Source organism: Nocardia cyriacigeorgica (assembly GCF_029868385.1).
In the GTDB taxonomy this organism is placed as follows: Bacteria; Actinomycetota; Actinomycetes; order Mycobacteriales; family Mycobacteriaceae; genus Nocardia; species Nocardia cyriacigeorgica_F.
In genome coordinates this window covers 198,505-223,594 of record NZ_JARWNX010000038.1, presented here as the reverse complement: position 1 = coordinate 223,594, position 25,090 = coordinate 198,505, and the positions used below count along the sequence as shown (strand labels likewise).

The 25,090-nt window shown below is 67.2% G+C and carries 31 protein-coding genes and 1 pseudogene; 25 read left to right on the top strand and 7 right to left on the bottom strand.

Annotated elements, in window-relative coordinates; genetic code table 11:
• Positions 1–31: 31 nt before the first annotated feature.
• Positions 32–823 (bottom strand): enoyl-CoA hydratase-related protein, encoded by a 792-nt coding sequence (locus QH168_RS09310; protein WP_280234116.1) that lies wholly within the window; start codon positions 821–823, stop codon positions 32–34.
• 130 nt (positions 824–953) lie between these two features.
• Between QH168_RS09310 and QH168_RS09305 the strand changes: the two genes are divergently transcribed.
• A complete protein-coding gene (locus QH168_RS09305) occupies positions 954–2,177 on the top strand; it encodes a TetR/AcrR family transcriptional regulator (RefSeq protein ID WP_280234115.1) in 1,224 nt (407 codons plus the stop codon).
• A 63-nt stretch (positions 2,178–2,240) separates the two neighbouring features.
• Here the strand turns inward: QH168_RS09305 and QH168_RS09300 are convergent, their stop codons facing one another.
• Positions 2,241–3,761, bottom strand: coding sequence for an aldehyde dehydrogenase family protein (locus tag QH168_RS09300; RefSeq protein WP_280234114.1), 1,521 nt, complete (start codon positions 3,759–3,761; stop codon positions 2,241–2,243).
• A gap of 271 nt (positions 3,762–4,032) precedes the next feature.
• Between QH168_RS09300 and QH168_RS09295 the strand changes: the two genes are divergently transcribed.
• From QH168_RS09295 to QH168_RS09285, 3 genes are read left to right on the top strand one after another with little or no spacing between them, the layout of a single operon-like run.
• Positions 4,033–5,016: an ATP-binding cassette domain-containing protein gene (locus tag QH168_RS09295; protein ID WP_280234113.1), complete on the top strand. Its 984-nt coding sequence runs from the start codon at positions 4,033–4,035 to the stop codon at positions 5,014–5,016.
• A 35-nt stretch (positions 5,017–5,051) separates the two neighbouring features.
• On the top strand, positions 5,052–5,831 hold the full coding sequence (locus tag QH168_RS09290) for an ABC transporter permease (RefSeq protein WP_280234124.1): 780 nt from the start codon (positions 5,052–5,054) through the stop codon (positions 5,829–5,831).
• On the top strand, positions 5,828–6,700 hold the full coding sequence (locus tag QH168_RS09285) for an ABC transporter permease (RefSeq protein ID WP_280234112.1): 873 nt from the start codon (positions 5,828–5,830) through the stop codon (positions 6,698–6,700). Before QH168_RS09290 ends, QH168_RS09285 begins: the two co-directional genes overlap by 4 nt.
• A gap of 10 nt (positions 6,701–6,710) precedes the next feature.
• Here QH168_RS09285 and QH168_RS09280 read toward each other — a convergent pair whose 3' ends face one another.
• The gene (locus QH168_RS09280; protein ID WP_280234111.1) at positions 6,711–7,907 is read right to left on the bottom strand and encodes a lycopene cyclase family protein; all 1,197 of its coding nucleotides are present in this window, start codon (positions 7,905–7,907) and stop codon (positions 6,711–6,713) included.
• 241 nt (positions 7,908–8,148) lie between these two features.
• Here QH168_RS09280 and QH168_RS09275 point away from each other — a divergent pair, with 241 nt between their 5' ends.
• Entirely contained in the window at positions 8,149–9,159 is a 1,011-nt protein-coding gene (locus QH168_RS09275; protein WP_280234110.1) for an alpha/beta hydrolase, read from the top strand.
• A 1-nt stretch (position 9,160) separates the two neighbouring features.
• Positions 9,161–10,114, top strand: a complete 954-nt coding sequence (locus QH168_RS09270; RefSeq protein WP_280234109.1) for an esterase/lipase family protein — start codon at positions 9,161–9,163, stop codon at positions 10,112–10,114.
• Between the two features lie 4 nt (positions 10,115–10,118).
• On the opposite strand, the gene QH168_RS09265 is transcribed toward QH168_RS09270, so the two are convergent.
• A complete protein-coding gene (locus tag QH168_RS09265; protein WP_280234108.1) occupies positions 10,119–10,595 on the bottom strand; it encodes a hotdog fold domain-containing protein in 477 nt (158 codons plus the stop codon).
• A gap of 476 nt (positions 10,596–11,071) precedes the next feature.
• Here QH168_RS09265 and rpsJ point away from each other — a divergent pair, with 476 nt between their 5' ends.
• The 15 genes and pseudogenes from rpsJ to QH168_RS09190 form a co-directional block, all read left to right on the top strand.
• On the top strand, positions 11,072–11,377 hold the full coding sequence (gene rpsJ, locus QH168_RS09260) for a 30S ribosomal protein S10 (RefSeq protein WP_003938093.1): 306 nt from the start codon (positions 11,072–11,074) through the stop codon (positions 11,375–11,377).
• A 14-nt stretch (positions 11,378–11,391) separates the two neighbouring features.
• A complete protein-coding gene (gene rplC, locus QH168_RS09255) occupies positions 11,392–12,057 on the top strand; it encodes a 50S ribosomal protein L3 (RefSeq protein WP_163837668.1) in 666 nt (221 codons plus the stop codon).
• Positions 12,054–12,734: a 50S ribosomal protein L4 gene (gene rplD, locus QH168_RS09250; RefSeq protein WP_280234107.1), complete on the top strand. Its 681-nt coding sequence runs from the start codon at positions 12,054–12,056 to the stop codon at positions 12,732–12,734. Before rplC ends, rplD begins: the two co-directional genes overlap by 4 nt.
• Positions 12,731–13,036: a 50S ribosomal protein L23 gene (rplW, locus tag QH168_RS09245; RefSeq protein ID WP_014981657.1), complete on the top strand. Its 306-nt coding sequence runs from the start codon at positions 12,731–12,733 to the stop codon at positions 13,034–13,036. The genes rplD and rplW overlap by 4 nt, the downstream gene beginning before the upstream one ends.
• 33 nt (positions 13,037–13,069) lie before the next feature.
• Positions 13,070–13,906: a 50S ribosomal protein L2 gene (rplB, locus tag QH168_RS09240; RefSeq protein ID WP_036533184.1), complete on the top strand. Its 837-nt coding sequence runs from the start codon at positions 13,070–13,072 to the stop codon at positions 13,904–13,906.
• A gap of 15 nt (positions 13,907–13,921) precedes the next feature.
• Positions 13,922–14,203 carry a 30S ribosomal protein S19 gene (gene rpsS, locus QH168_RS09235; protein ID WP_067861069.1) on the top strand — a complete coding sequence of 94 codons (282 nt, stop codon included), beginning with the start codon at positions 13,922–13,924 and terminating at the stop codon, positions 14,201–14,203.
• Positions 14,200–14,601 carry a 50S ribosomal protein L22 gene (gene rplV / locus QH168_RS09230; RefSeq protein ID WP_280234106.1) on the top strand — a complete coding sequence of 134 codons (402 nt, stop codon included), beginning with the start codon at positions 14,200–14,202 and terminating at the stop codon, positions 14,599–14,601. The genes rpsS and rplV overlap by 4 nt, the downstream gene beginning before the upstream one ends.
• Entirely contained in the window at positions 14,602–15,399 is a 798-nt protein-coding gene (gene rpsC, locus QH168_RS09225) for a 30S ribosomal protein S3 (RefSeq protein ID WP_163823677.1), read from the top strand.
• Positions 15,400–15,402: 3 nt separating this feature from the next.
• Positions 15,403–15,819 carry a 50S ribosomal protein L16 gene (gene rplP / locus QH168_RS09220; RefSeq protein ID WP_280234105.1) on the top strand — a complete coding sequence of 139 codons (417 nt, stop codon included), beginning with the start codon at positions 15,403–15,405 and terminating at the stop codon, positions 15,817–15,819.
• Entirely contained in the window at positions 15,819–16,058 is a 240-nt protein-coding gene (rpmC, locus tag QH168_RS09215; protein WP_036533190.1) for a 50S ribosomal protein L29, read from the top strand. The genes rplP and rpmC overlap by 1 nt, the downstream gene beginning before the upstream one ends.
• Complete coding sequence (gene rpsQ, locus QH168_RS09210) at positions 16,055–16,327, top strand: 30S ribosomal protein S17 (protein ID WP_163823675.1); 273 nt, start codon at positions 16,055–16,057, stop codon at positions 16,325–16,327. The genes rpmC and rpsQ overlap by 4 nt, the downstream gene beginning before the upstream one ends.
• Positions 16,328–16,496: 169 nt before the next feature.
• Positions 16,497–17,084 (top strand): hypothetical protein, encoded by a 588-nt coding sequence (locus tag QH168_RS09205; RefSeq protein ID WP_280234104.1) that lies wholly within the window; start codon positions 16,497–16,499, stop codon positions 17,082–17,084.
• A 73-nt stretch (positions 17,085–17,157) separates the two neighbouring features.
• Positions 17,158–17,382, top strand: a complete 225-nt coding sequence (locus tag QH168_RS09200; RefSeq protein WP_280234103.1) for a hypothetical protein — start codon at positions 17,158–17,160, stop codon at positions 17,380–17,382.
• On the top strand, positions 17,379–17,822 hold the full coding sequence (locus QH168_RS09195; protein ID WP_280234102.1) for a type II toxin-antitoxin system VapC family toxin: 444 nt from the start codon (positions 17,379–17,381) through the stop codon (positions 17,820–17,822). Before QH168_RS09200 ends, QH168_RS09195 begins: the two co-directional genes overlap by 4 nt.
• A gap of 22 nt (positions 17,823–17,844) precedes the next feature.
• Positions 17,845–18,180 (top strand): annotated as a pseudogene (locus QH168_RS09190) (LLM class F420-dependent oxidoreductase); the annotation flags it as partial.
• Between the two features lie 23 nt (positions 18,181–18,203).
• On the opposite strand, the gene QH168_RS09185 reads toward QH168_RS09190, so the two are convergent.
• The 3 genes from QH168_RS09185 to QH168_RS09175 all read right to left on the bottom strand — a co-directional run bounded on the left by QH168_RS09185 (position 18,204) and on the right by QH168_RS09175 (position 20,560).
• Positions 18,204–18,950, bottom strand: coding sequence for a CPBP family intramembrane glutamic endopeptidase (locus tag QH168_RS09185; RefSeq protein ID WP_280234101.1), 747 nt, complete (start codon positions 18,948–18,950; stop codon positions 18,204–18,206).
• A 173-nt stretch (positions 18,951–19,123) separates the two neighbouring features.
• On the bottom strand, positions 19,124–20,068 hold the full coding sequence (locus tag QH168_RS09180) for an RluA family pseudouridine synthase (protein ID WP_280234100.1): 945 nt from the start codon (positions 20,066–20,068) through the stop codon (positions 19,124–19,126).
• A 51-nt stretch (positions 20,069–20,119) separates the two neighbouring features.
• Entirely contained in the window at positions 20,120–20,560 is a 441-nt protein-coding gene (locus QH168_RS09175; protein WP_280234099.1) for a TIGR03667 family PPOX class F420-dependent oxidoreductase, read from the bottom strand.
• A 182-nt stretch (positions 20,561–20,742) separates the two neighbouring features.
• On the opposite strand from QH168_RS09175, the gene QH168_RS09170 reads away from it, so the two are divergent.
• The 4 genes from QH168_RS09170 to QH168_RS09155 all read left to right on the top strand — a co-directional run bounded on the left by QH168_RS09170 (position 20,743) and on the right by QH168_RS09155 (position 25,076).
• On the top strand, positions 20,743–21,282 hold the full coding sequence (locus QH168_RS09170; protein ID WP_280234098.1) for a hypothetical protein: 540 nt from the start codon (positions 20,743–20,745) through the stop codon (positions 21,280–21,282).
• Positions 21,279–22,535, top strand: coding sequence for a flavin-dependent oxidoreductase (locus QH168_RS09165; protein WP_280234097.1), 1,257 nt, complete (start codon positions 21,279–21,281; stop codon positions 22,533–22,535). Before QH168_RS09170 ends, QH168_RS09165 begins: the two co-directional genes overlap by 4 nt.
• A 246-nt stretch (positions 22,536–22,781) precedes the next feature.
• Entirely contained in the window at positions 22,782–24,068 is a 1,287-nt protein-coding gene (locus QH168_RS09160) for a SidA/IucD/PvdA family monooxygenase (protein ID WP_280234096.1), read from the top strand.
• Between the two features lie 66 nt (positions 24,069–24,134).
• A complete protein-coding gene (locus tag QH168_RS09155; protein WP_280234095.1) occupies positions 24,135–25,076 on the top strand; it encodes a methionyl-tRNA formyltransferase in 942 nt (313 codons plus the stop codon).
• Positions 25,077–25,090: the final 14 nt, after the last annotated feature.

Here is a 25,090-nt window from a genome sequence, read left to right as displayed (position 1 = left end):
CTGGCCTTCGGGGTGGAGCGACCGGTGCGTGCTAACCGGAGAAAACGGCCTTGCGCTTACCGAGCATGGCGGCCGCACCCTCCCGGAAATCGGCCGAGTCCAGCAGTTCCACCTGACCGGTCTTCTCGGCGGCGAGCACCTCGTCCAACGCGGCGAGGGTGGCGAGATTGAGTGCCTTCTTGGTGAGTTCGAGCGCACGGCGCGGGCCCGCCGCGATCGTGCTCACCGCCGCCTCGACGGCACCGTCGAGTTCGTCGACCGGAAGCGCCGCGGTGAGCAGACCGGCATCTTTCGCCGCCGTGGCGGGCAGTCGCTTGCCGAGCAGCGCCATCTCGTTGGCCAGTGCGCGTCCGGCGGCCGCCGCGACCAGGGCCGCCGCGCCGCCGTCGGGCATCAGGCCGATATTGATGAAGGCGAGCAGCAGATAGGAGTCGTCGGCCGCGTAGACGAGGTCGGCGGCCAGGGCGATACCGACGCCGATACCGGCCGCGGCGCCGCGCAGACGGGCGATGACCGGCACCGGGGCGTCGACGATCGCGCGCACCAGGCGGTTGGCGGCGTCCATCGTCATCTCGGGGGTGATGCCGTCGGTGTCGGCGGCCAGGTCCGCGCCGGTGCAGAAGTCTCCGCCCTCGCCGGTCAGCAGGACCACCCGCACGGTCGGGTCGTCGGCGAGCGCGCGGAAGGTATCACCGAGCGCGACCATCGTCTGATAAGAGATGGCGTTCTTGCGACCGGGGTTGCTGAGGGTGATCCGGAGAATCCGGCTTTCGCGCACCGCGGTGAACCCGGCGGCCGCAGATGATGAATCGTGGCTGACCATTTCCGCTCCCTGTACGGCGATTCGGCGGACACCGGCCGTGAATCGTGGTTAACTTTGCGAATTGTGGTTAACTTAGGATGATTTGTCCGGCGCTGTCAACCGGTGGTGCCGCCGCAGAACGGAGAGCAACATGGTCGCCGATCGCAGCGAGGTCGACCTCGTGCGCACGCGGTCGGCGGGCGGTCGGACCGTGCGCCGCAGGCCCAAGGATCGCAAGGTCCAGATCATCCGGGCGGCGGCTCGCGCATTCAGCGAACGCGGGTACTACCCGGTCGGGGTGGACGAGATCGCCGCCGAGGTCGGCATCTCCGGTCCGGCGCTGTACCGCCATTTCGCCAACAAATACGCACTGCTGGTCGCCGCCGCGGAAGAGGGGGCCCGCCAGCTGCTCGAGGTCGCCACCGCCGCCGATGATCCCGGCCTCGACCCGGCCGAGCGCCTGGACGCGCTGATCCGCGCCGTCGCCGATCACACCATCGATATCCGGCGCGAGGCCGGTCTCTACCGCTGGGAGCGGCGCTACCTGGAAAAGGACGACCGCGCCCGGATCAGAACCCTCTACGACGGGCTCAACGCCACCTTCGCCGCACCGATCACCCAACTGCGCCCGGATGCCCCGCCGGACGACGTGGCCTTGCTGGCCGCCGGTGTGCTCAGCACCATCGGCAGCATCTCCGCCCATCGCACCGCCCTGTCCACTGCCCGGCTGCTGCCGCTGCTCCAGGACATGTCCACCGCGATCGTGCGCGCCGAACTGCCGCCCGCGCCGAGCACCGCCGATCCGGCGCCGCAGCCACGCGGACTGCCGGTCACCTCCAAACGCGAACAGCTGCTCACCGAGGCCATCCGCATCTTCGGCAGACAGGGCTATCACGAGGCGAGCATCGAGGAGATCGGCTCGGCGGTCGGGATCAACGCCTCCAGCGTCTACCGCTATTTCAGCAGCAAATCCGATCTGCTGGCGGCGGCCTTCCACCGCACCGGCGACCGCCTCGCCATCGCCATCAGTGAGGCGCTGGCGGAGGCCACCGGACGCGCCGACGCCGTCGACCGCATCGCCGATCGGTACGCGCGGCTCAGTTTCGCGATGCCGGAGATCATGCCCGTCTACTACGCCGAGTTCAGCAATCTGCCGCAGGCCGAACAGCACAAGCTGCGCGCCATCCAGCGGCAGAACGTGCTGGAGTGGGCCAATCTGCTCGACGGCGATCCCATCGAGGCCCGGTTCCGGGTGCACGCGGCGATCGGTCAGGTCATCGATGTGGGCAGGCTCGTCCGCTTCGACGCACGCACCGAGCACATCGCGCGCGTACACGCGCTGATGATGGCGGTGCTGCTCGGCTCGTCACGCTGACCTCGCTTCGGTATCCGCGCCGCATACGGCGGCGCTGTTCGGTCGGCCCGGTCGGGCGTCGGTTCAGCGCCCGTGCCGCAGCTGGAAAATCGTGCGGGCCAAGCGCAGCTGGCGCGGATTGCGTTCGAAGGTGGTGAGTTTCAGCGGCGCCCGATATTTGGTGCGTGCGATGGCGAGGGTTCGGGTGAACTCGAGCAGGCCGAGTTCACCATGGCTGTGGCCCTGGCCGTATTCGCCGACCCCGCCGAACGGCAGGGCCGGAATCCCGGTACACGCGGTCGCGGAGTTGATCGTCACCACGCCCACCCGCAGACGTTCGGCGAAGGCTTCCACACTGGCGATATCGCGGGTGAACACCGATACCGAGAGCCCGCCGCCCACGGCGTTCACCCGCCGCACCGCCTCGTCCATATCGGCGACCTTGTTCACCACCAGTACCGGGCCGATGGCCTCACCGCTGACGACCGAACTCTCCTCCGGCACATCGGCCAGCACGATCGGTTCGACATACGGTTCGCGGATCGAATCGAGCCCGCCGACCACCGCGCGCCCGCCGCGGGCCAGGGCATCGCGCACCTGCCTGCGGACCACATCGGTCTGCTCCTCGAGGATCATCGGGCCGTAGGAGGCGTGTTTGGCCGCGCCGGGCCGTAACCGCCGCGCATGTTCCACCACCAGCTCGAGGAAATGGTCGTACACCGACTCCGCGACGTAGGCGCGCTGCACACCGGCGGCGTTCTGGCCCGCGTTCGCCATCGCGCCGAACACGGCGGCCTCGGCGGCGTCGTCGAGTTTCGCGTCCACCTGCACCACCATGGCGCCCTTACCGCTGTACTCGACCACGACCGGCGTCAGGGTCTGCGCGCACATCTCGATCACCCTGCGGCCCTCGGCTTCCGGGCCCGCGTAAGCGATCTTGTCCACCCCGGACCGGCACAGCGCGGCCGTGGTGGAACCGTCGCCGGTGATCGCCTGGAGCACCGGCTGATCGGGGGCCAGGTCCAGCCAGGTCTGCGCCAGCCACACCCCGACACCGGTGGTCAGTTCATGCGGTTTGAACACCACGGCGTTCCCGGCGGCCATCGCGTAGGCGATCGAACCCATCGGTGTGAAGACGGGGTTGTGCCAGGCCCCGATCACTCCGATCACTCCGAGCGGCAGATAGCCGACCGAAGCCCGCTGATTGCGAGTCAGCCAGGTGGAGTCGATGACGCGTCTGCCGAGCGTGCGGCCCGCATTGCGGGCGGCCCAGTCGAGGTTCTCGATGGCGAGCATCACCTCGATGGCGGCATCGGCCTCGGGTTTACCGGTTTCCACGCGCACGAGGTCGATCAGTTCCCCCGCGCGCCGGGAGATACTGCGTTTCCAATCCAGCAGCCAACGTTTGCGGGCGCCGAAACTCAGTTGCGCCCACCATTTTTCGGCGGCACGGGCCGCGCGAATGGCGCGTTTCAGTTCACTGGAACCCTGGACGGCATAGCTGCCGACCGTCTCTCCGGTGCGTGGGTCGTAGGACGTAAGCACGCTCGGTCGGCCCGATCCTCCCGAACGCGCCGCCACATCTGGCTGCGCGGACTCGGCCATGGACCCAAGAGTATGGGCGCGGTCACCGGCCGACAAGGTACCTGCGCTGCCATACCACTGCCGAATACCCGCCGTACCTGCGCCTATTCGACGCACTGCGGATAGTGTGAGTAAGCGCACAGCCGCAAGGGTCGGTGTCCGGTGCGGCCGGACCGGTCCGAGGGATATGCCAGGGCCGGTAACATCGCGCCCGGCGGTACGGATCACCAAGCGGGACGTCGCTGCGTGCGCTCCGACAACCTGCCCCTGCCCGGCCGATAGTGGAGAGTTGATGCCGAGTTCGAATCAAGTCGAGTCGCCCGCGAGCGAACCCGCGGTCCAGGTCACGGACGTGCGGAAGTCGTTCGGTGAGGTGCACGCGCTGCAAGGCATCAGCTTCACCGCCGAGCGGGCCAGCGTGCTCGGCGTCCTCGGCCCGAACGGGGCGGGTAAGACCACCACCGTCAAGATCCTGTCGACGCTGTTGCGTCCGGATTCGGGCACCGCGATCGTCGCCGGACACGATGTGCAGAAGGATCCGGCCGGTGTGCGCCGGTCCATCATGATGACCGGCCAGTACGCCGCACTGGACGAGAACCTGTCCGGCCGGGAGAACCTGGAGCTGTTCGGCAGGCTCATGGGCCTGACCAAATCGGCCGCCCGCAACCGCGCCGATACGCTGCTCGAGGAATTCGACCTGGTGAGCGCGGGCCGTCGCGCTGTGCGCAACTACTCCGGCGGTATGCGCAGGCGCGTCGATATCGCCTGCGGTCTGGTGGTGCGGCCCGAGGTGGTGTTCCTCGACGAGCCGACCACCGGTCTGGATCCGCGCAGCCGTCAGGGCGTCTGGGATCTGGTCAACGCGCTCAAGGCCCAGGGCATCACCGTCCTGCTGACCACGCAGTACCTCGAAGAGGCCGATGTGCTCAGCGACAACATCATCGTCATCGACAAGGGCACCGTCATCGCCGAGGGCACCGCCGACGAACTCAAGGAGAAGACCGGCGGCAGCTACTGCGAGGTCGTCCCGCTCGACCCGTCGGATCTGGCCGGGGCCGCCACCGCACTCGGTGATCTGGTGCCCGCGGCGGTATCGGCGGAACTCGACGGCGGCGACCGGTTGTCCATCCCGGCGCCGGAAGGGGCGACGACCCTGGCCGAGGCGCTGCGCAGGCTGGACGCGGCCGGGATCGAACTGGCCGATATCGCCCTGCGCCGGCCCTCGCTCGACGATGTGTTCCTCTCCATCACCGGCCATTCGGGCGGCCACGCGTGACCGCTGCTGCCACCACCGAGGCGGGCGGCACACAACTGTTCGCCGAACTGCCCGTCGCCAAACTGTCCTCCTTCGCCCAATGGCGCGCGCTGACCGGCCGCATCATCTGGACCATGGCCACCAAGGGTGAGCTGATCGTCGCGATCATCACCCCGCTGGTGTTCACCCTCGGCTTCTACCTGCCGCTGCGCTATGTGATGGGGTTCCAGGGCCTCGATTACGCGCAGTTCGTGATGCCGATCATCGTGTTGCAGACGATGGCGTTCACGATGATGTCGAACGCGCAGCTGTCGGCGTTCGAAGCGCTGACCGGGCTCAGCACCCGTTTGCAGACCATGCCGATCGGTGCGGTCGTACCGTTGTCGGCGCGGATCTCGGCCGGGTTGGTCCGTTCGGTGTGTTCGCTCACCGCGGCCTTGATCTACGGCCACATCATCGGGTTCCGATTCGAGGCGGGCTGGGGACAGTCGATTCTGTTCTGTGTGTTCTCGCTGGCCGTCAGCATCGTGTTGTCACTCGGTGCCGATGCGCTCGGCTCGTTGACCAAGAGCCCCGAATCGCTGAGCCAGGCGCTGACCCTGCCGACGCTCATCTTCGGCATGCTGTCGTGCGGGTTCGTGCCCGAATCGGGATTCCCGGAGTGGATCCGGCCGTTCGTGCGCAATCAGCCGATCTCCCAGCTGTCGTTCGCGCTGCGCGATATGGCCGCCGACGGCGTCACCTGGCAGGTGTTGTGGGTGCCGCTGGTGTGGTTGATCGGCGCCGCGGTGGTCTTCGCGCCGCTGGCGGTCTGGGCGAGTGTGAGGCGGTCATGAGTTCGGTCGAGACAACAGCGGCGGTCCAGCCGTCGCAGGCGCCGGAGACGGGCTGGAACACCCCGCTGCCGACCGTGCAGGCGCGATCGGAGAGTTCGTTCGGTAACTGGGCCGCCCACAGCCTGATCCAGTGCAAACGGTTGCTGCTGGTGTGGGCCCGCGATCCGGCCACCACCATCCAGACCATCCTGTACCCGGCGCTGACGCTGCTGATGTTCTGGATCGTGCTCGGTGATTCGATCACCGCGGCCACCGGTAAACCGAGCGTCTACGGCACCGTCCCGATGATCACCCTGGTCGCCGCCATGGCGGGCGCGGTGGTCAGCGCCCTCGGCTTCAAGACCGAGAAGGCCACCGGGCTGCTCGGCCGGTTCTGGACCATGCCCGTGCACCGGGCGGCGGGCCTGACCGGGCGACTGTTCGCCGAGGCCATCCGCGTGCTGGTCACCACCGTGTTCGTGATCGCGGTCGGCTACACCATCGGCTTCCGGTTCGATCAGGGTCCGTTGGCCGCGCTCGCGCTGATCGGCATTCCTGTGCTGTTCGGCGTCGGGTTCGCGGTGTTCGTGACCGCGCTCGCCACGCTCACCGAGGGCGTCATGCTGGTCAATGTCATCGGCATCATCAACACCCTGCTGATGTTCTTCAACTCCGGTTTCGTCCCGGTGTACGCCTATCCGGTCTGGTTGCAGGGCATCGTCGCCAACCAACCGATGAGCTGCGCCATCGACGCCATGCGCGGACTGTCCTACGGCGGCCCGGTGGCCGAACCGATGGTGAAGACCCTGCTGTGGACCGTCGGTATCGTGGCCGTCTTCGGCTATCCGGCGGTGCGCGGTTACCGGCGCGCGGCCGAGTCCGGGGCCTGATCTGCTCGGCTCAGCCGATGCGCCGGGGTTCGCGGGTGGGCGCGGGTTCGTACTCGTAGCCCACCCAGCGGTTGCGGTTGGTCCAGCCGACCAGGTCGTAGCGCCACCGGAACGGCCAGGTATGGGCGACGGTATTGACCAGGACGGCGCCGAGCGCGGCGTAATCGTCATGGGCCGACAGCAGTGCGCGCTGGCCGCGGGGTGAGGCGGTGAAGAACGCCTCGAACATGGCGATCGACTGCTCGGTCGTCAACCGTCCCAGCCCCCACAGCCCGCGCATTCGCATCCAGTAGACGAACCGGGCCCGCGGTGTCCACAGCGCGGCGACCGGATCGCGACCCTGCCGAATCGCGTCGACCGCGGTGTCGACCAGGGCCAGCGAGTCCGCGACGCTGTAGCCGGTGCACGGGTGCATCATGCCGCCGCGGGAACCGAACGGCACGACCCGGCCGATGCCCTTCTTCGGCGGCGGCTGATCCAGCGGATAATGGGCCGCCTCGGTCGGTTCACCGCCGGTGAGCCGGATGCCGTGCGCGGCGAGCCGGTTGAGGGTGCGTTTGCGCAGTTCGTGCTGCGGCATCCCACCGCGAAGGCCGAGGCTGGTCTCCTCGAAGATCACCGTGCCGTCGCCGAGGGGCACCGAGTACAGAAACGACGGCGGTTCCTCATTGCTCGCGCCGTTGTCCGGCCGCCAGTCCAGCAGCAGGCCCTCGCCGTCGGACACCATCGGCGCCGCGGTATCGGCGTCGACGAAGATGCCGTGCGCGCTGGCGGCGCGACGCGTGCCGAGGGAGGGCAGCCCGCGGGTGTCGACCACGACCTCGGCGGCGATGAGCGAACCATCGGCCAGTTCCACCACATGCGGTTCCACCCGCACCGCGCGCCCGGCGCGGACGGTGGCCGGGTCCAGTGGCAGCGCATCACGCAGTCCGGGTTTGGACAGCACACAGTACGGCCGTGGAATGCGGTGTCGGTTCCTGGCCCAGACGGTGGGCGCCTCGATCCGGGTGGCGATGGCCGAGGCGGGCAGCCACTCGGGCAGCTCGTCCACCCAGCAGGAGAACGTCGGCGGCCACAGCCGGTCCGGACGGGGATCTATCGCCGCGACGGTCATGCCAGCGGTGGCGGCGCGATGGGCCAGCGCCCGGCCCGCCGGGCCGAGACCGACGACGCATACGTCGACGTTGTGGACCGCGCTGACTCCCATAGAGGCATTCAAACCGCATCAGACGCGCCGACGCAACCATCCGGCGTACGTGCCGGGATATATCGAAGGGCAAAGTGCCGGTGTTACAGAAAATTTCGCAGTGTTCCGATTCCCGCCGACAGCGCGTTCCGCGGTGCCCCTACTTCTGGTGTCCCCGCAATTCCAGTCGTGAAAGTTGTTGTGCCGCAACATAGCGTTGCTCTCGGAGCATCGAGATGTTCCACTGTGAAGAAGGGACATCATGAGAGGTCGTTACCTCCGGCAGCTGGGCCTGCTGGCCGCTGCCGTCACCGCGGCAGCGATTCTGCCCGTCTCGGCACACGCCGAGCCGGAGGATTCCCCTGCGGCGTCGTCCATTGTTTCGGTGTCCGAGCGTGACGCGCGCAATATCACGATCACCGTGCGTTCGGCCGCCATGGAAGCCGATATTCCGGTCGAGGTGATGCGCGCCGCCGATACCGGCGTGCCGCGGCCGGTGCTGTACCTGCTGCTCGGTGCGGGCGGCGGTGTCGACGGTTCGAATTGGGGGACCAAGACCGATGTCCTCGAGTTCCTCGCGGACAAGAACGTGCACGCGGTCTCGCCGATCGGCGGCATGTTCAGCTACTACGCCGACTGGCGCAATGACGACCCCCGGCTGGGCAAGCAGAAGTGGAAGACCTTCCTGACCAGCGAGTTGCCGCCGCTGATCGACGACTATCTCGGTACGAGCGGCCGCAACGGCATCGCCGGATTCTCCATGTCGGGCACCAGCAGCCTCGCGCTGGCGGCCACCACCGGCGATCTGTTCGCCGCCGCGGCCGCCTACAGCGGATGCGCCCAGATCAGTGATCCGGCGGGCCAGGAGTTCGTCCGGCTCACCATCGAAGAGTGGGGCCTGGCCGAGAAGGACAATATGTACGGCCCGCCCGGTGATCCGGCCTGGGCCGCCAACGACCCCTATGTACAGGCCGAGGGCCTGCGCGGTAAGGCGCTCTATATTTCCAGCGGCAGCGGCCTGCCCGGTATGTACGACCAATACGGCGGCAAATACTCGCTGGAGGGCCCGTGGCTGTTCGCTAATCAAATCGTGCTCGGCGGAATCATCGAAGGTGCGACGAATTACTGCTCGCACAATATGCAGACCCGATTGAATGCTCTCGGTATTCCGGCGACCTACAACTTCCGGCCCGACGGAACCCATTCCTGGGGCTACTGGCAGGACGCGCTGAAGGATTCCTGGCCGACGTTGGCTCCGGCATTGGGAATATGACATGCGTCTCGGAATCCGCACCTTCGGGCAGGCCGTCCGCGGGGTGAATCGCCTCGCCTTCGTGGTGACGACCATCGCATTCGCGGTGATCACGCTCGCACCGTCCGGGACGGCGCAGCCGCTGTTCCCGCCGCTGGCCGGAGCCAACGACACCGCCTGCGTCACCGGGCCCGACCGGGTGCCGGTGGTGCTGGTGCACGGCTCCGGCACCGACGTCACCCGCAGCTTCGGTGTGCTCGCCCCCGCCCTGCACGCCGACGGGCACTGCGTGTTCGCGGCGAATGTGGGGCAGGGGCCCGCACTGGTCGACGCCGTCAGCGGTCATGCCGGATCCTCGATCGGGATCGGCCCGGTGGGCGCGGCGCTGTCCGGTCGTCCGGTCTGGGGTGTGGCCTCGATCGAGAACATGGCGGGCGAACTCGCGGCCGTGGTGCGCACGGTGCGGGAACGCACCGGCGTGGCGCGTATCGCACTGGTCGGTCATTCCACCGGCGGCACCGTGATCCGGCAGTACCTGCGCGAGCACGGCGGTGCCGATATCGCGACCGTGGTCACGCTCGGCACCCCCTATCGCGGCAGCACCTGGGACGGGCTGCGGGAGATGTTTCCCGATCTCGCGGCGCTCGGCCTGACCGACGCCCAGATCGCCACGCAGACCTTCGGCGCCCCCGGCGCGCAGCAGACGGTGGGCTCGCCGCTGTTGAGTCGGCTCGGCGCGGGTGGCGAGACGGTTCCCGGTATCCGCTACACCGCGATCGCCTCCCGCGCCGATGCGGTGATCACCCCGGCGAGCACCGCGTTGCTCGAGCGTCCCGACGCCGACGACCGCAATGTCTGGTTGCAGGACGGCTGCCCGGCCGATATCGCCGATCACAGCGCGATGCTCGCCGACGCCCGTGCGATCACGGTGGTCCGCAACGCCCTCGACGGCGGTGACCGCCCGCTGCCCTGCTGAGCCGCTACTTCGGCGTGACCCAGGTGGTGATGTCGGCGTGGACGACCTCGAGGCCGTGCTTGTCGTAGATCGACACCGGAACCACGATCTCGGTGCCCTCGACGATGGCGCCGAAGTCGGGGAGTTCGGCCAGCTTGGCGATCGCGCGCAGTCCGGTCTCGGCCTTGGCGAGGTACTGCACATTCATCGCCTTGGGAATCCAGCGGTGCGTGGCGGGCACCGTCGCCTCGCTCAGCATGCCCATCGCGACCTCGGCCAGATTGCAGGCGGCGATGGCGTGATAGGTGCCGAGATGATTGTGGATGCCGAACCATTTGGGCGAGGTGACCTCGCACAGTCCGGGTTCCAGCCGCACGACGTTGGGCAGCACGGTGCCGAAGTAGGGCACCCGCGCGACCATGCCGAGCGAGAACAGGGTGTGGCCGAGCCGATTGTCCGGCAGCTTCTTCCAGCCGCGGTAGGTCGCGGTCTCTTTTGTCATGGGCGAATATCTTACTCTTCGGTAAGATAGCTGGGTAGGGCGCGACGACAGTGCACGTCAGCGCCGTATTCGTGGGTGTGCGGACCCCGATTTGATCGGGCCTGACGTGTCGGGCATACTGTTCGGGTTGCCTTGCACCGGCCCGTGCCCGTTTCGTTGAAGCGGTCGGTCGGGTGGGGCAGGCAGTACGAATCGTGTACCTCACCGGATTCCGGTGTGGGTACGTCCGGGACAGTGTTCCGAGCCCGATATGGATGTATTTCCGGGGCCGAGGAATGAGCGGATGGGCGACACGCCCGACCGCGTGGACCGGAGAACCATGACAGATGAACAGCGGCGAAGACTGGGTGTGTCCCGGTCGTGGTCTCACCGGGGATCTCAACGCGTGTTCGGACTGTGCAAATGAAGGTGGTACGGACGTCGGCGCAAACCGGCTTCCGGATCACGGAACGTAAGCGGAGAAAAGGACACTTAGCGTGGCGGGACAGAAGATCCGCATCAGGCTCAAGGCCTATGACCATGAGGCGATCGACGCGTCTGCGCGCAAGATCGTCGAAACGGTGACCCGCACCGGGGCCCGGGTCGTCGGGCCGGTGCCGTTGCCGACCGAGAAGAACGTGTACTGCGTCATCCGTTCGCCGCACAAGTACAAGGACTCGCGCGAGCACTTCGAGATGCGTACGCACAAGCGGCTGATCGACATCCTCGACCCGACGCCGAAGACGGTCGACGCACTCATGCGCATCGACCTCCCGGCCAGTGTCGACGTCAACATTCAGTGACGGGGACTCGAGACATGACTGATAATAAGAACAGGCCAGCGGCGGGCATCCTGGGCACCAAGCTCGGTATGACCCAGGTGTTCGACGAGAAGAACCGCGTCGTCCCCGTGACCGTCATCAAGGCCGGACCGAACGTCGTCACCCAGATCCGCACCGAAGAGCGCGACGGCTACAGCGCCGTGCAGCTCGCCTTCGGCGCGATCGACCCGCGCAAGGTGAACAAGCCGGTCTCCGGCCAGTTCGCCAAGGCGGGCGTGACCCCGCGTCGCCATGTCGCGGAGATCCGCGTCGCCGACGCCTCCACCTTCGAGGTCGGTCAGGAACTGTCCGCCGAGGTGTTCGAAGAGGGCACCTACGTCGACGTCACCGGCACCAGCAAGGGCAAGGGTTTCGCGGGCACCATGAAGCGCCACGGCTTCGCCGGTCAGGGCGCCTCGCACGGTGCGCAGGCCGTGCACCGTCGCCCGGGTTCCATCGGTGGCTGCGCCACCCCCGGTCGCGTGTTCAAAGGCATGCGCATGTCGGGCCGCATGGGTAACGACCGCGTCACCACACAGAACCTGTCGGTTCACAAGGTCGACGCCGAGAACGGCCTGCTGCTGATCAAGGGTGCGATCCCGGGTCGCAAGGGCGGCGTCGTGATCGTCAAGAGCGCCGTGAAGGGTGGTGCGCACGCATGAGCGCTGTGAGCACTGAGAAGAAGACCAACCTGACCCTGCCGGTCAAGGAACTCGGTGGCAAGAGTAACGGCACCGTCGAACTCCCCGCGGAGATCTTCGACACCACCGCCAATATCGCGCTGATGCACCAGGTGGTCATCGCGCAGCTCGCCGCCGCACGTCAGGGCACGCACTCCACCAAGACCCGCGGCGAGGTCCGCGGCGGTGGTAAGAAGCCGTACCGGCAGAAGGGCACCGGCCGCGCCCGTCAGGGCTCGACCCGCGCGCCGCAGTTCGCCGGTGGTGGCACCGTGCACGGCCCGAAGCCGCGCGACTACAGCCAGCGGACCCCGAAGAAGATGATCCGCGCCGCGCTGCGCGGAGCACTGTCGGACCGCGCGCGTAACGAGCGGATCCACGTGATCACCGAACTGGTCGCGGGTCAGACCCCGTCGACCAAGACCGCGAAGACCTTCCTGTCCGAGCTGTCGGACCGGAAGAAGTTCCTGGTCGTGCTCGGTCGCGAGGACCTCGCGGCCTGGAAGAGCGTGCAGAACCTCGAGTTCGTGCACCCCATCGCGCCGGATCAGCTCAACACCTACGACGTGCTGGAAAGCGACGAAGTCGTGTTCAGCGTCGAGGCCCTCAACGCCTTTGTGCACGGGCCTGCTGAGGCGGCACAGGAGGAGAGCAAGTGACCACCATCGCCGACCCCCGCGACATCCTGCTTGCGCCGGTCATCTCGGAGAAGTCCTATGGGCTGATCGAGGAGGGCACCTACACCTTCCTCGTGCACCCGGACTCGAACAAGACGCAGATCAAGATCGCCGTCGAGAAGGTTTTCGGCGTCAAGGTCACCAGCGTCAACACCGCCAACCGTCAGGGCAAGCGCAAGCGGACCCGCTTCGGTTACGGCAAGCGTAAGGACACCAAGCGCGCGCTCGTGACCATCTCGGCCGACAGCAAGCCCATCGAGATCTTCGGAGGCCCGGTCGCGTAAGCGTCTGGGAATCCAGAAAGCAGAGAAGAACTCATGGCAATCCGTAAGTACAAGCCGACTACCCCGGGCCGCCGCGGGTCGTCCGTGTCGGACTTCGCCGAGATCACTCGGTCGACGCCCGAGAAGTCGCTGATCCGCCCGCTCACCAAGAGCGGCGGCCGCAACGCCCACGGCCGGATCACCACCCGGCACCGCGGTGGCGGCCACAAGCGCGCCTACCGTCTGATCGACTTCCGTCGGCTGGACAAGGACGGCATCCCGGCCAAGGTCGCACACATCGAGTACGACCCCAACCGGACCGCGAACATCGCGCTGCTGCACTACCGCGACGGCGAGAAGCGCTACATCATCGCGCCCAAGGGCGTGACGCAGGGCACCCCGATCGAGTCCGGCCCCACCGCCGACATCAAGCCGGGTAACAACCTGCCGCTGCGCAACATCCCGACCGGTACCACCATCCACGCGGTGGAGCTGCGTCCCGGTGGCGGTGCCAAGCTGGCCCGTTCGGCCGGTATGAGCATCCAGCTGCTCGGTAAGGAAGGCCCCTACGCCACGCTGCGTATGCCCTCCGGTGAGATCCGCCGCGTCGACGTGCGCTGCCGCGCCACCGTCGGCGAGGTCGGCAATGCCGAACAGTCGAACATCAACTGGGGCAAGGCCGGCCGTATGCGCTGGAAGGGTCGCCGCCCCACGGTCCGTGGTGTCGTCATGAACCCGGTCGACCACCCGCACGGTGGTGGTGAGGGCAAGACCTCCGGTGGTCGCCACCCGGTCTCGCCGTGGGGTCAGCCGGAAGGCCGCACCCGTAAGCCCAACCGTCCGAGCGACAAGCTCATCGTCCGCCGTCGCAAGACCGGCAAGAAGCGCTGAAGGAGGAGGTAAGAAATGCCACGCAGCCTCAAGAAGGGCCCGTTCGTCGACGACCACCTCCAAGCGAAGGTGGACGTGCAGAACGACAAGGGCACCAAGCAGGTCATCAAGACCTGGTCGCGTCGTTCGACCATCACCCCGGATTTCATCGGTCACACCTTCGCCGTCCACGACGGCCGCAAGCATGTGCCGGTGTTCGTCTCGGAGAACATGGTCGGGCACAAGCTCGGTGAGTTCGCGCCGACCAGGACGTTCAAGAGCCACGTCAAGGACGACCGGAAGAGCAAGCGGCGATGACGACCGAAACTCAGAACCCCACCGCTCGGGCGACGGCCAAGCATGTGCGCGTCACCCCGATGAAGGCTCGTCGTGTCGTGGACCTGGTCCGCGGCAAGCGGGTCGAGGACGCACTGGCGATCCTGAAGTTCGCGCCGCAGGCCGCGAGCGAACCGGTCGCCAAGGTCGTGGCGAGTGCCGCGGCGAACGCCGAGAACAACCTCGGCCTCAACCCCGACACGCTGGTCATCTCGACGGCCTACGTCGACGAGGGCGCCACCATGAAGCGTTTCCAGCCGCGGGCCCAGGGCCGTGCGTTCCGGATCCGCAAGCGCACCAGCCACATCACCATCGAGGTCGAGAGCATCCCCACCGCCGGTGGATCCACTCGTAACCGCCGGAAGGGAGGGGCAAAGTAAATGGGACAGAAGATCAATCCCCATGGCTTCCGCCTCGGTATCACCACCGATTGGAAGTCCCGTTGGTACGCCGACAAGCAGTACGCGGACTACGTGAAGGAAGACGTCGCGATCCGCAAGCTGCTGTCCACCGGCATGGAGCGGGCGGGCATCTCGAAGGTGGAGATCGAGCGCACCCGTGACCGGGTTCGCGTCGACATCCACACCGCGCGTCCCGGCATCGTCATCGGTCGCCGTGGCGCCGAGGCCGACCGCATCCGCGCCGAGCTGGAGAAGCTCACCAAGAAGCAGGTTCAGCTGAACATCCTCGAGGTCAAGAACCCCGAGTCCGATGCCCAGCTGGTCGCTCAGGGTGTGGCCGAGCAGCTGTCCAACCGGGTGGCGTTCCGTCGCGCGATGCGTAAGGCCATCCAGTCGGCCATGCGTTCGCCGAACGTCAAGGGCATCCGCGTGCAGTGCTCGGGCCGCCTCGGTGGCGCCGAGATGTCGCGCTCGGAGTTCTACCGTGAGGGCCGGGTGCCGCTGCACACGCTGCGTGCCGACATCGACTACGGCCTCTACGAGGCCAAGACCACCTTCGGTCGTATCGGTGTGAAGGTCTGGATCTACAAGGGCGACATCGTCGGTGGCAAGCGTGAGCTGGCCGCCCCGAGCGCTCCGGCAGGCGATCGCCCGCGCCGCGAGCGTCCGAGCCGCCCGCGTCGTTCCGGTTCCGCTGGCACCACAGCGACCAGCACCGAGGCCGGTCGCGCCGCCACCGCCGTGGCGGAGGCACCGGCAGAGACACAGGAGGGCTGACGCATGCTGATGCCTCGCAAGGTCAAGCACCGCAAGCAGCATCACCCCGGCCGGTCCGGTATGTCGAAGGGCGGCACCTCGGTGGCGTTCGGTGAGTACGGCATCCAGGCGCTCGAGCCTGCCTACGTCACCAACCGGCAGATCGAGTCGGCGCGTATCGCGATGACCCGCCACATCAAGCGTGGCGGCAAGATCTGGATCAACATCTACCCGGATCGCCCGCTCACCAAGAAGCCCGCCGAGACCCGCATGGGTTCCGGTAAGGGTTCGCCGGAGTGGTGGGTCGCGAACGTCAAGCCCGGTCGCGTGATGTTCGAAATGTCTTACCCGAACGAGGAGATTGCTCGTGAGGCCCTGCGCCGCGCGATGCACAAGCTCCCCATGAAGTGCAGGATCGTGACCAGGGAGGAGCAGTTCTGATGGCTACCGGAACACCGGCCGCAGAGCTCCGTGAGCTCACCGAAGAGGAGCTCGTCGCCCGCCTGCGTGAGTCGAAGGAAGAGCTGTTCAACCTGCGCTTCCAGATGGCGACGGGACAGTTGGACAACAACCGTCGTCTGCGTGTGGTGCGTCACGAGATCGCGCGTATCTACACGGTCATGCGTGAGCGCGAGCTCGGTCTGGCCACCGGACCCGCTGGCAAGGGAGATGCGGCATGAGCGAGAAGGTCGAAGAACAGCGCAACAGCCGCAAGGTTCGCACCGGCTACGTTGTCTCGGACAAGATGAACAAGACGATCGTCGTCGAGCTGGAGGACCGTCACCGGCATCCGCTCTACGGCAAGATCATTCGCACCACCTCCAAGGTGAAGGCGCATGACGAGAACGAGATCGCCGGTATCGGCGACCGCGTTCAGCTGATGGAGACCCGTCCACTGTCGGCCACCAAGCGCTGGCGTCTGGTCGAGGTCCTGGAGAAGGCCAAGTAAGCCTCTCTCTTCGGCTCGAGTCTCGAAGGCCCGCTTCCTTTCCGGAAGCGGGCCTTCGTCTTTTCTTGCCGGTATGCCGGGAGCGCCCCGAATGTGATGAAGCCGAAACACGATATGCCCGTGGTGGGTTTGGCGTGTCGCGGGTATCGGGGGCTAACGTGGACGGGCTATGAGGGATGCTGCGACGACGACATCGGGAGCCTGGCGGATCGACGACGGCACGGGGGTGATGTTCCGGGACGCAACCGTGGCGTGGGCGCTGGCCGCGCATGAGGTGCTCGCCGAAACCGCCACCGGCTATGGGCATTTCGTGACGGTCAAGGAGCTGGCCGAACGGGTGCAGACCATGACGGGCGTGCGTACCGACGCGCCGACCCGCACCTGGATGGACGCGATCCTGCGCAAGGTCGCGCGCCGCTGCCACAAGGCGGGCGAGCCGCCACTGACCGCGCTGTGCGTCAAGCAGAACCACAAGGTGAGCGACAGCTACAAATACGTCCTCGAACTCGCCGCCCTGCCCATCCCCGCCGATATCGAATCGCACGCCGCCTACGCCCGCTGGGCCTGCTACGCCGCCCACGGCGCCGACGTCCCCGCCGACGGCGGCATCCCGCCCCTGGTCCCGCGCGGAGGTGCGGCCCGCCGTGGCACCAGCACCACAACCGCCGCTGCGAAGTCCGACCCGGAAAGTCGTGTGGTGGTGTGCTCCAGCTGCTTCATCCAGCTGCCTGCCACCGGAATCTGCGAGCACTGCTGAGATTCGGTAGCGCCGACGTAGGCATGTTCGCAGGATAGAATGATACTGGTATCAGTCCTGGTATCATTAGGCCATGGCTTGGACGATGCGACTCTCAGAGGAAGAAGAGGCGGCGCTGAGCGCGCAGGCGGACGCGGAGGGCCGCTCGAAGCAGGAAATCACGCGGGATGCCGTTCGTGGATATCTGATGCGGAATCGTCAGTGGAGCAGTCCGCTCGTCCGTGATGACGAAACGTTCGACCTGGGCGGTCCGATCGGCAAGGACGACATTCGTAACGCCATGAACCGATCCGCATGATCGTTGTCGCAGACACCTCTGGGATCCTCGCGCTCTTCAACCGCACCGACCCGGAGCATTTCGCGGTGCGTCGAGCAGCGGATGAGGCAAGTGCGCTGGTGATCAGCCCACTTGCCCTGACCGAGGTGCATCACGTGGCCAGTGTGCGGGCGGGGCGTAAGACTGCCGACTCTATCCTTGGAGTGTTGGCAGAACGTATTGCATCGACCCGGGTGGCCGTCGCGGATGTGACTGCCGCTCAACTCCGGACCGCGGTGCGGGTTCGAGCGCAATACGACCGGTTGAATCTCGATATCGTCGACGCAATGTGTGTCACGGTGGCGGATGAACTCGATACCGATGCGATCCTGACGCTCGATCGCCGTGACTTCCCAGTCATTCGACCGCTGCGCAAGTACCCGGCATTTCGCGTTCTGCCCGACGACTCGAATTACCGATAGTTACCGGAGCGCTCTGGATCGCGGCGGCGAGAAGGTCACCCTCGCCATCGCGGCGAAGTACGCCGACTACACCAACTTTGACGGCACGCCCGCCGGCCTCGCGCACAAGTCCGAGATCCTGCGCAAGCACTGCGCCGAGGCCGGGACCGATTTCGAGGCCATCACCCGCACCGCCGACTACAACATCGCCATCGGCCGCACCGAGGCAGAGGTGCAGCAGCGCCTGGAGAATCTGCGCGACCATCTGGCGCGGTTCGCGACGCCGGAGCAGGTGGATGCGTCGCTGAGTGCCTTCCGCGGCATGCCCGGTGTCGGCACGGTCGATCAAGTGATCGCCAACCTGTCCGAGCTGCGTGAGGCCTGCCGCCGGGCCCGACCGGCTCAGGCGATCGTGGTCTGCCAGACGACGGCGGCGGCCAGCGCACCAGCGCCGTTGACCGACCAGTGCAGTGCGATGGGCGCGAGCAGGCTGCCGCTGCGGTGGCGCAACCAGGTGAACACCACCCCCGCCACCGCGGTGGCCGCCACCGCCAGTGCGATGCCCGCGATCTGCCCCGCGACGCCGCCGCCGACGATCTCCGACAGACCCCGGTTGCCCGCGGTCAGCCCGAGGGAGGAGGCGATATGCCAGAGGCCGAACAGCAGCGAACCGGCCGCGAACACCCCTCTGGCGCTGTAGACGCGCCCGAGGGTGCCGTGCAGGACGCCACGGAACGCCAGCTCCTCCGGGATCACCGTCTGGAGCGGGATGATGATCATCGACGCGATGAGCGCGCCGGAGATGGTGGCGTACCGGTCGGCCATGAAGAACGGCCGGGTGGTCGGCAGCGCCGCGCCGATCGCGACGACGGTGAGCACCACACCGACCGCGGCGAGCGCGTAGAGGGCCCCGCGCTTCCAGTGCCGCCGGGACAGTCCGAGTTCGGTCCAACCGAGACCGCGGCGTCGCATCATCGTCAGCAGGACGAGTGCCGCGACCGGCACGGTGACGATATTGGCCCATGCGGTGGTGAAATGCGCGATCAGATTGGTACCGGCCAGCACCGCGATCACGACGGCTATGTCGAGGTAGGCGTGGATCTTGTGGCGGCGGACCGGTTCCGCGGCGTCGAGGACGGTGGAAGACATCGCCGATAGTGTACGGATCGAACCTGTGTGTTCCCGTGGTGGCGATACCTGCCGCATATGGCTGATCCATACGCGGATCATGGCTCTGAGCTGCTGTTCACCCGGCTCGCGCGCGCACGGCTGCGGCGCGGTGTGTGAGGTATGTCGCTGATGGAGCGGTGCCGGGGCGCTGCTCAGTCGGGTGTCGCGCCGCGCGCCCACCCCTCCGGGTCGGTCCAGGCCTGCAAGGTGCGCCGGGTATCGAAGCGGCACGGCAGCCCGGTGATCGGGTCGGTGAACTCGATGGCCGCGGCCAGCAGTTGGAGTGGCCTGGTGAAATCGCTCACCGGTTTATCGGTGAGGACGGGATAGAAATCGTCGCCGAGGATCGGGATGCCGAGCGAGTTCAGATGCAGCCGGAGCTGATGGGTGCGCCCGGTATGCGGGAAGAGCCGATAGCGGCCGAGCCCGTCGCGGTATTCGGTCAGCTCGACGTAGGTCTCCGCATTGGGCTCACCGGGAACCTCCTGCGCGGCGAGCACCTGCTTCTCCTTGACGATCCGGCTGCGTATGGTCCGCGGCAGCTCCAGCGACGGGTCGTAGGGTGCGATCGCCTCGTACTCCTTGCGGACGGTGCGCTCATGGAACATCGTCTGATAAGCGCCGCGCCGGGCGGGATCGATCACGAACAGCACCAGGCCGGCGGTGGCCCGGTCCAGGCGGTGCGCCGGGATCAGATCCGGCAGATCCAGCTCGCGGCGCAAGCGCACCAGCGCGGTCTGCAAGATGTGCTGACCGCGCGGAATGGTGGCGAGGAAATGCGGTTTGTCGACCACGAGTAGATGATCGTCGCGGTGCACGATCGGTAAGTCGAAGGGCACCTCGGTCTCCTCCGGCAGATCCCGGTGAAACCACACCGCACCGCCGGGGACATACGGCGCGTCCGGGGCGATCGGCCCGGACAGATCGACGATGCCGCCCTCGCGCAGCAGTTCATCGATACGGGCGGCGGGCACTCTCGGCAGACGATGCACCAGATGGTCACGGATCGTCGCCCACTCGCCGTCTTCCGGCAGCCGTAGACGGGCCGGATCCAAGCCGTACCGCTTCGGCAGCGGAGGTTGCTGCCTTCTTCTCATCGGTATCGACAGTAGTGGACGATGCGGTGCGGGCCCGCCGACCGCCGCGGCTCAGAAACCGCGCAGTCGATCCGGGGTGATGCGGATCGGCACCGAGTACTCCTCGAAGAACTGATCCCTCGTCATGGAGATACTGACCAGGCCCTCGGTGTACTTCTCGACGTAGGCGTCGGTCTCCGCCGGTGCGGGATCGGTGTCGTCGATACGTGCGGCGCCGGTGAGGACCACCACATCACCGCCCGATTCGGTGCTGTTCAGATGCAGTGCGACCCGCGGATTGCGGGCGATATTGCGCAGCTTCGGCCGGTCGGGCTGGCTGAAGAGCAGGAATTCGCCGTCGCGCCACAGAAACCACACCGGATTCGGCTGCGGGGTCCCGGTGGGTCCGACGGTGGTCAGCCAGACGACCTGCTCCTGCTCGAGCCGCTTCGCGACTCCGGCACCGAACTCGGTGGAGGTATCGATGAGTTGTGCGGATCCGGTGGTGGTCATCGTGATCTCCTCGGTTGTGGTGGTCTCGTGCAGCGACAACGCGGTGATCTACGGCACCATTCCCCGATCGCCGGGGTGTGCCGCGTTGCTCGATCGTATGTTGTTCGCCGACAAGGAAATCGGATTCCGTTCGAGATGCGCCCCGGCGGCGGATGCGTATGCTCGGTGCGGTGGAGCAGGGTATGAGTGGGGCGCCCGGCGCGGAGTTTCCACCGCTGACGCGGATGTTGCTACAGGCCGATGGATCGACGACGCTGATGCTGGAAGCGCTGTTGGAGGCGCCGCTCTCGCTGGTCCTGCTCGAACAGCGCACATGTTCGGCGGTGGCGCTGCCCGAGCGGGTGCGCCGTGGCCTGGCCAGCGTCGATGGTGATCAGGTGGTGCGCCGCCGGTCCGAATTGCACACGGTGACCGCTCGACCGATATCGCGCAACGAGGTGACGGTCAGCTGCCGCAACGCGGAACTGGCCTCGATCCTCACCGACACCCGGGTGCCGATCGGCCACGGCCTGCTCGCCGCCCGCCGATTCCTCGGCCGCACGGTGCTGGCCACCGGCCTCGGCTACTGGCGCGACGCGGACGGATCGGTGCAGGGCCGGTGCGCCTACAAGGAGTATCTGCTCCGTGACGCCACGACGGTGGTCGCCCATATTCGCGAGCAGTTCGATCCCGAGGTCGTGCCGGTCGCCGCTGTCCTCGTTCCGCAGGGGGCGCCGCGATGAAGGTGCTGGTGGTCGGGGCGGGTATCGCGGGGTTGACCACCGCATTGAGCCTGCATGCCGTGGGGATCGATGTGCGGGTCATCGACGGTGTGCGAGCGTTGCGACCCTTGGGCGTCGGGATCAATCTGCTGCCGCACGCGGTCTCGGAACTGGCCGCGCTCGGCCTCGGTGACGCACTCGCCGCCACGGCGATTCCCACCGCGGCGGCCGTGCACTACGACCGGTTCGGCAACCGGATCTGGAGTGAACCGCGCGGTCTGGGCGCCGGTCATGCCTGGCCGCAGTACTCGATCCATCGGGGCGAATTACACACGATCCTGCTGCGAGCGGTGCGGGATCGGCTCGGCGTCGACGCGGTGCGCGAGGGGATGCGGTTCGAGGCGATGGCCGAGGACGGCGATCTGGTCCGTGCCCAGGTGCGTGACCGGACCACCGACGCCGTCGTCGAGTCGACTGCCGATGTGGTGGTGGGTGCGGACGGCCTGCATTCCGCGGTCCGCGCGCATCTGCACCCGGACGAACCCGGCCCCCGATGGAACGGCATCCGCATGTGGCGCGGGACCGCCGAGACCGAGCCCTTCCTCGACGGCCGGACGATGATCCTGGCCGGTACCAATCAGGCCGCTCGGATCGTCGCCTATCCGATCTCCGCGTCGGCGCAGCGGCGGGGCCGGGCGCTGGTCAACTGGGTCGCCGAGGTGCGCGTCGACGACGGCGCCGCCACCGACCCCGACTGGAACCGCACCGGTCGGCTGGAGGATGTGCTGCCGCACTATGCGGGTTGGCGCATCGCCGGAGTGGATATCGCCGAACTGCTCGCGGCGAGCGGCGAGATCCTCGAATATCCGATGGTGGACCGAGACCCGCTGTCGCACTGGGGCACCGGCCGCGCGACCCTCGTCGGCGACGCCGCGCATCCCATGTATCCGATCGGCTCCAACGGTGGTTCGCAGGCGGTGCTCGGCGCGCGTGTGCTCGCCGCCGAACTGGCCGCGGCCCCGGACCCGGTAACCGGCCTGGCCGGCTACGAAGCCGCCCGACGCGATCAGGCCAACGCCATCGTCCTCGCCAATCGGGATATGCCGATGGACCGCATCCTGCACCTGGTCACCGAGCGCGCCCCCACCGGATTCACCCGCATCGAGGATGTACTCACTCCCGACGAACTCGCCGCCATCGCCGCCGCCTACCGCCGCACCAGCGGTAGCTCGGCAACCACGGGCGGGCCGCAAGGCAGTCGCGCACAGCGGTAAAGCTGGGCGGCACCACTTGCTCCCGCTTGCCGGGACGCTGCGGGGAGTGGGCACCCTCTGGTCGGATAAGGTAAGCCTATGCAAACATGGCCGGGCCGTTCGCGCGGTACGAATGGCGTCGGCATCGCCCCGGCTCGACGAGCGTATCGGTAGCTGGTCGGTGGCTGGATCACCGGCGGTATCCCGTGGTCGTCGGATATCGGCGACAGCGGTCGGCCGAACGGCCGTCGAGAGAGTGGAGAACCAGTGGACAGACTTCTCGTTGTCGGTGCCGGACCGAAGGCGATGGCCGTGGCGGCCAAGGCGCATGTGCTGCATACGCTCGGGCTGCCCGCGCCGTCTGTGACCGTGGTGGAACCGCATGCGGTCGGTGGCAATTGGCTGGCGAGCGGCGGTTGGACCGATGGTCGGCACCGGCTCGGCACCAGTCCCGAGAAGGATCTGGGGTTCCCGTATCACTCGACCTGGGCGCGCGGCCACAACCAGGCGATCAACGAGGCCATGATGGCGTTCAGCTGGACCGCGTTCCTGGTCGAACGCGGTACCTACGCCGAATGGGTCGACCGTGGCAGGCCGAGCCCGCAGCACAATGTCTGGGCCAAGTATCTGCAATGGGTGGCCCGCAAGATCGACCTCGACCTGGTCACCGGCAGTGTGCGCAAGATCTCCGCCGCGGCCGACGGCTGGTTGGTGACCGTCGCCGACGCCGACGGGGTGAGCTGTGAGATCGATGCCGACCGGCTGATGATCACCGGCCCCGGCAACAGCGGCCGCGCGCTCGCCGATCATCCGAAGGTGCTGAGCATCGCCGAGTTCTGGGATCTGGCCGGTAAGCGCAAGCTGCCGGTGTCTTCGCGGGCGGCCGTCATCGGTGGCGGTGAGACCGCGGGCTCGGCCATGGACGAGCTGGTCCGCCACGATGTGCTGACGGTTTCGGTCATCTCACCCGGTGCGACCATCTACACCCGCGGCGAGAGTTATTTCGAGAATTCCCTGTTCAGCGATCCCGCGAAATGGCGTGCGCTGAGCATCGAGGAGCGCAGGGATGTGCTGCGGCGCTGCGATCGCGGCGTGTTCTCGGTGCGGGTGCAGGAGTCGCTGCTGGCCGACAACCGCGTGCACCACCTCCAGGGCCGGGTGGTGCGGGTGGTCGACCAAGGCGAGGGCGTCGCGCTCACATTGCGCAACGAATTGCGTCCGGATCAGCAGCACACCTTCGACCTGGTGGTCGACGCCACCGGTGGACAGGCGCTGTGGTTTCTCGATCTGTTCGACGCCGATGCCGCCGATCTGGTCGAACTCGCCATCGGCGGTCCGATCACCCAGGCCAGGCTCGAGGCCGCGATGGGGCACGATCTGGCCGTCGACGGGCTCGACGCCAAGCTGTATCTGCCGAACCTGGCCGGGTTGGCGCAGGGCCCCGGATTCCCGAATCTCAGCTGCCTCGGCCAGCTTTCGGATCGGGTGCTGGCGACGGCGGCGACCAGCGCGGTCGCGGTGGGCGCCGGGTCCGCGCGGTCGGCTCGCCCCTGAGCGGCCACCCATTTCTTGTAGGCTAGGCTTGCCTTACTTGGCATCGAGAATGAAGGTTTCGGTTTTATGCGCATCGTGTCGTTCGGCTTCCAGACCTGGGGCCGCAAGACCCTACAGGCTCTGATCGATTCGGAGCACGAGGTGGTGCTCGCGGTCACGCATCCGGCCAGTGAGGATTCCTATAAGGGCATCTGGTCGGATTCGGTGGAGGAGCTGGCGCGTGAGCACGGCATCCCGGTGCATCTGACCGAACGCGCCGATGCCGAGACCATCGACCTGGTCAAGCGGGCCGAACCGGACGTCATCGTGGTGAACAGCTGGTACACCTGGATGCCCGCCGAACTCTATGAGATGCCCACCTACGGCACCCTCAACCTGCACGACTCGCTGCTGCCCAAATTCACCGGTTTCTCGCCGGTGCTCTGGGCGCTGATCAGCGGTGAGCGCGAGTTCGGCCTCACCGTGCACCGGATGGACGAGCAGCTCGATACCGGCGACATCCTGGTCCAGCATTCGCTGCCCATCGGCCCCGAGGCCACCGGAACCGAGCTGGTGTTCGCCGGTATGGAGCTGATTCCCGGCGCGGTGCGGGAAGCGCTCGACGCGCTCGCCACCGGCACCGCGGAATGGAAGCCGCAGAACAAGGCCGAACGCACCTACTTCCACAAGCGTTCCGAACGCGATAGCCGTATCGACTGGCAGTGGCCCGCCGCGGATCTGGAGCGTTTCGTGCGCGCGCTGTCGGCGCCGTACCCGCGCGCGTTCAGCCACTACCGCGGCGAGAAGGTGGAGATCCTGGCCGCACGTGTCTCCTCGGCTCGGTACGGCGGCACGCCCGGCCGCGTCATCGTGCAGGAGGACGGCGGCGCGGTGGTCTGCGGACCCGACGCCTTCCGCGGTGGTAACCACGCGCTGGTGATCACCCGGGTGCGCACCGCCGACGGCGCCGAACACGATGGGGCCGAATTCTTCCGTCGCGGTGGGTACCTCACCGATACGCCCGCCTAGCGGGCGACGGGACA